We start from the raw sequence: 2,020 nt of genomic DNA on the forward strand, positions 1-2,020 counted from the left end.
GTCCTGGCTTGTCTGATATGGCGCCGCCGAGTGGCATATGAGCCGCTGAACACTCCGCTGAGGAATAACTTCATGTCGAAGGGGTTGGTAACTTTCGGCCTCCGATGTAAGCAGAGACCACTTCAATTCGGTTGGCACGCCCATCACCTCGGCCATGCGTTCGACGGCTGGTCCCAGCAGATCACCGATTGCGGCCACCGGATAATCCAATGGCGCCTGGCTGGCCTCCAGCAACGGTTGCGGCGGTAGTCGCCATGTTGATTGCAGCATCACCTGTCTCCTGTTCTCCCAGTGTTGTCCTCACGTTCCCGCCACGGATGTTGAGTGTTATCAGGGATAGAGGCCCCTGCGGCCTGTGAGGGTGTTCACTGACGCGGAACGGACGGCTCCTTACGACCAAGAGCACGGGCATTCCCCATCGATCTGGCCTCCTGAACGCATCTGAGGATGCGGGCGGGTGAAGGCTGCACCGGCTGACGAGTCCGGTACCGCGAGACCATGGGCGGGAAAAGGCATCAACGTTGCGAGCGGGGCATGCCTGACTGTCAGTCAGGTGCAGCCTGTCCTGGGCTGCGGCACCGTTGCCAGCGTTAATGCGAGAGGTGTCGAATCGGTTTTGTCATGCCGATTGTCACGCGGTGAAGTGCCACAGAGCCCGATCAGGCGTGGGTTGCAGCAGTGGGATGAGCGCCCGTCTCTTTAGGGGGCAAAGAGACGGGCAATAGGTTGGCGCAAGAAATGGCCAAGCGAATAAGTTGCTGCAGAGCAGCCAGGAGGGGGCATGAGTTGCCGCAGTGGGCATTCTGGAAGAAGTGGCATCCATCACATCGCTGTGACCGTGCGAGCCGCCGGACGCTAATCGCACTTGGGGAGAACCACCACGATGYGGCGTAGCCTYAAAGGTTCTGGCTACCTGGGTGCTGTCGAGGACAGCGCTKGTACGGTTCTGGTTTAGYGCTCGWTTTGCTCGCGGTCAACAGCATTTTGGGGGYGACTCTTGAATCAATCGGTAGCGCTGGAAGACCTTGGAGGCCGGTGGTTTTCCATGGCCGGGTGGTCGTTCGTCGGTTTTTAATGTGAGTCCATGGGGGCGGGAATGCGGAGCCTTCCCGCCCCCATGGGCTTGGCCGAAAAGGTCCCAAGAGCGAGGCTTGCAACGGCGACAGTCGCCACCTCTGTCGCCATGCTGCAGGCCACGGATTACTTGGGTTGTCGCGGGTGTCGCCGCTGTCGCCAGGGGGGAGTTGCGCCCTTAGTGAATGGCAACTCGGTTTAGTGGCATGACATTGCATTCGCCTCGTCTCCACGCATCCAGCATGTCTGCCCACTGCTGCATCATGTTTGTGCGATCCGCCATGTACTCGGCTTGGTTGTATGTGCGCCGTACCGCATTGGGTTCAGCATGGGCGAGTTGCCGCTCGATCCAATCACCGGGATAACCCATCTCGTTGAGGCGGGTGCTCCCGGTGGTTCTGGTGGCATGGGGGCTGTACTTGCCGCTCCAGCCCAAGGACTTGAGCATCTGTCGAAATGACGCTGCGACCATAGGCTTCGTACGCTCATCTCGATGGGGGAACAGGTGCTCATACTTGCCGGTAACGGTGTGCAGACCGCGCAGCATGTCCACTGCTTGGGCTGGGAGGGGGACATTGTGCTCCTTGCGCTTCTTCATACGCTCAGCAGGAATCCTCCAGCGGGCAGCATCCAGGTCGAACTCATCCCAACGTGCCTCGACTGCTTCATTCGGACGACAGAGCGTGAACCACATCAGGCGGAACGCGATGGCGGTTTCGTGACGTCCGCAATGACCTTCTACGTCACGCAAGAGTTGGCCGATTTCATCCACCGTAAGCGGGCGCTTGTGTTGGGTTTTGTTGGCCGGAAGGGCTCTGCGGACTGGATAGACCGGGTCGGTATCAGCTCGTAGCGTCGAAACCGCGAGTTCAAAGATGCCAGACATACTACGCTTGGCCGCTGCCGCAACCGTCAGGCCATTCTTCTTCGCTGAGGTGGTAAGTAC

At 59.5% G+C, this 2,020-nt stretch carries 1 protein-coding gene and 1 pseudogene; both read right to left on the minus strand.

Translation table 11 applies throughout. From position 1 onward, the window contains the following. Positions 1–270 (minus strand): annotated as a pseudogene (locus tag ACXRVY_RS26130) (hypothetical protein); the annotation flags it as partial. A gap of 982 nt (positions 271–1,252) precedes the next feature. Further along, a partial coding sequence (locus ACXRVY_RS26135) for a tyrosine-type recombinase/integrase (RefSeq protein WP_458238635.1) occupies positions 1,253–2,020 on the minus strand: 768 nt, incomplete at its 5' end.

The organism is Pseudomonas sp. P5_A2_2, from assembly GCF_054177685.1.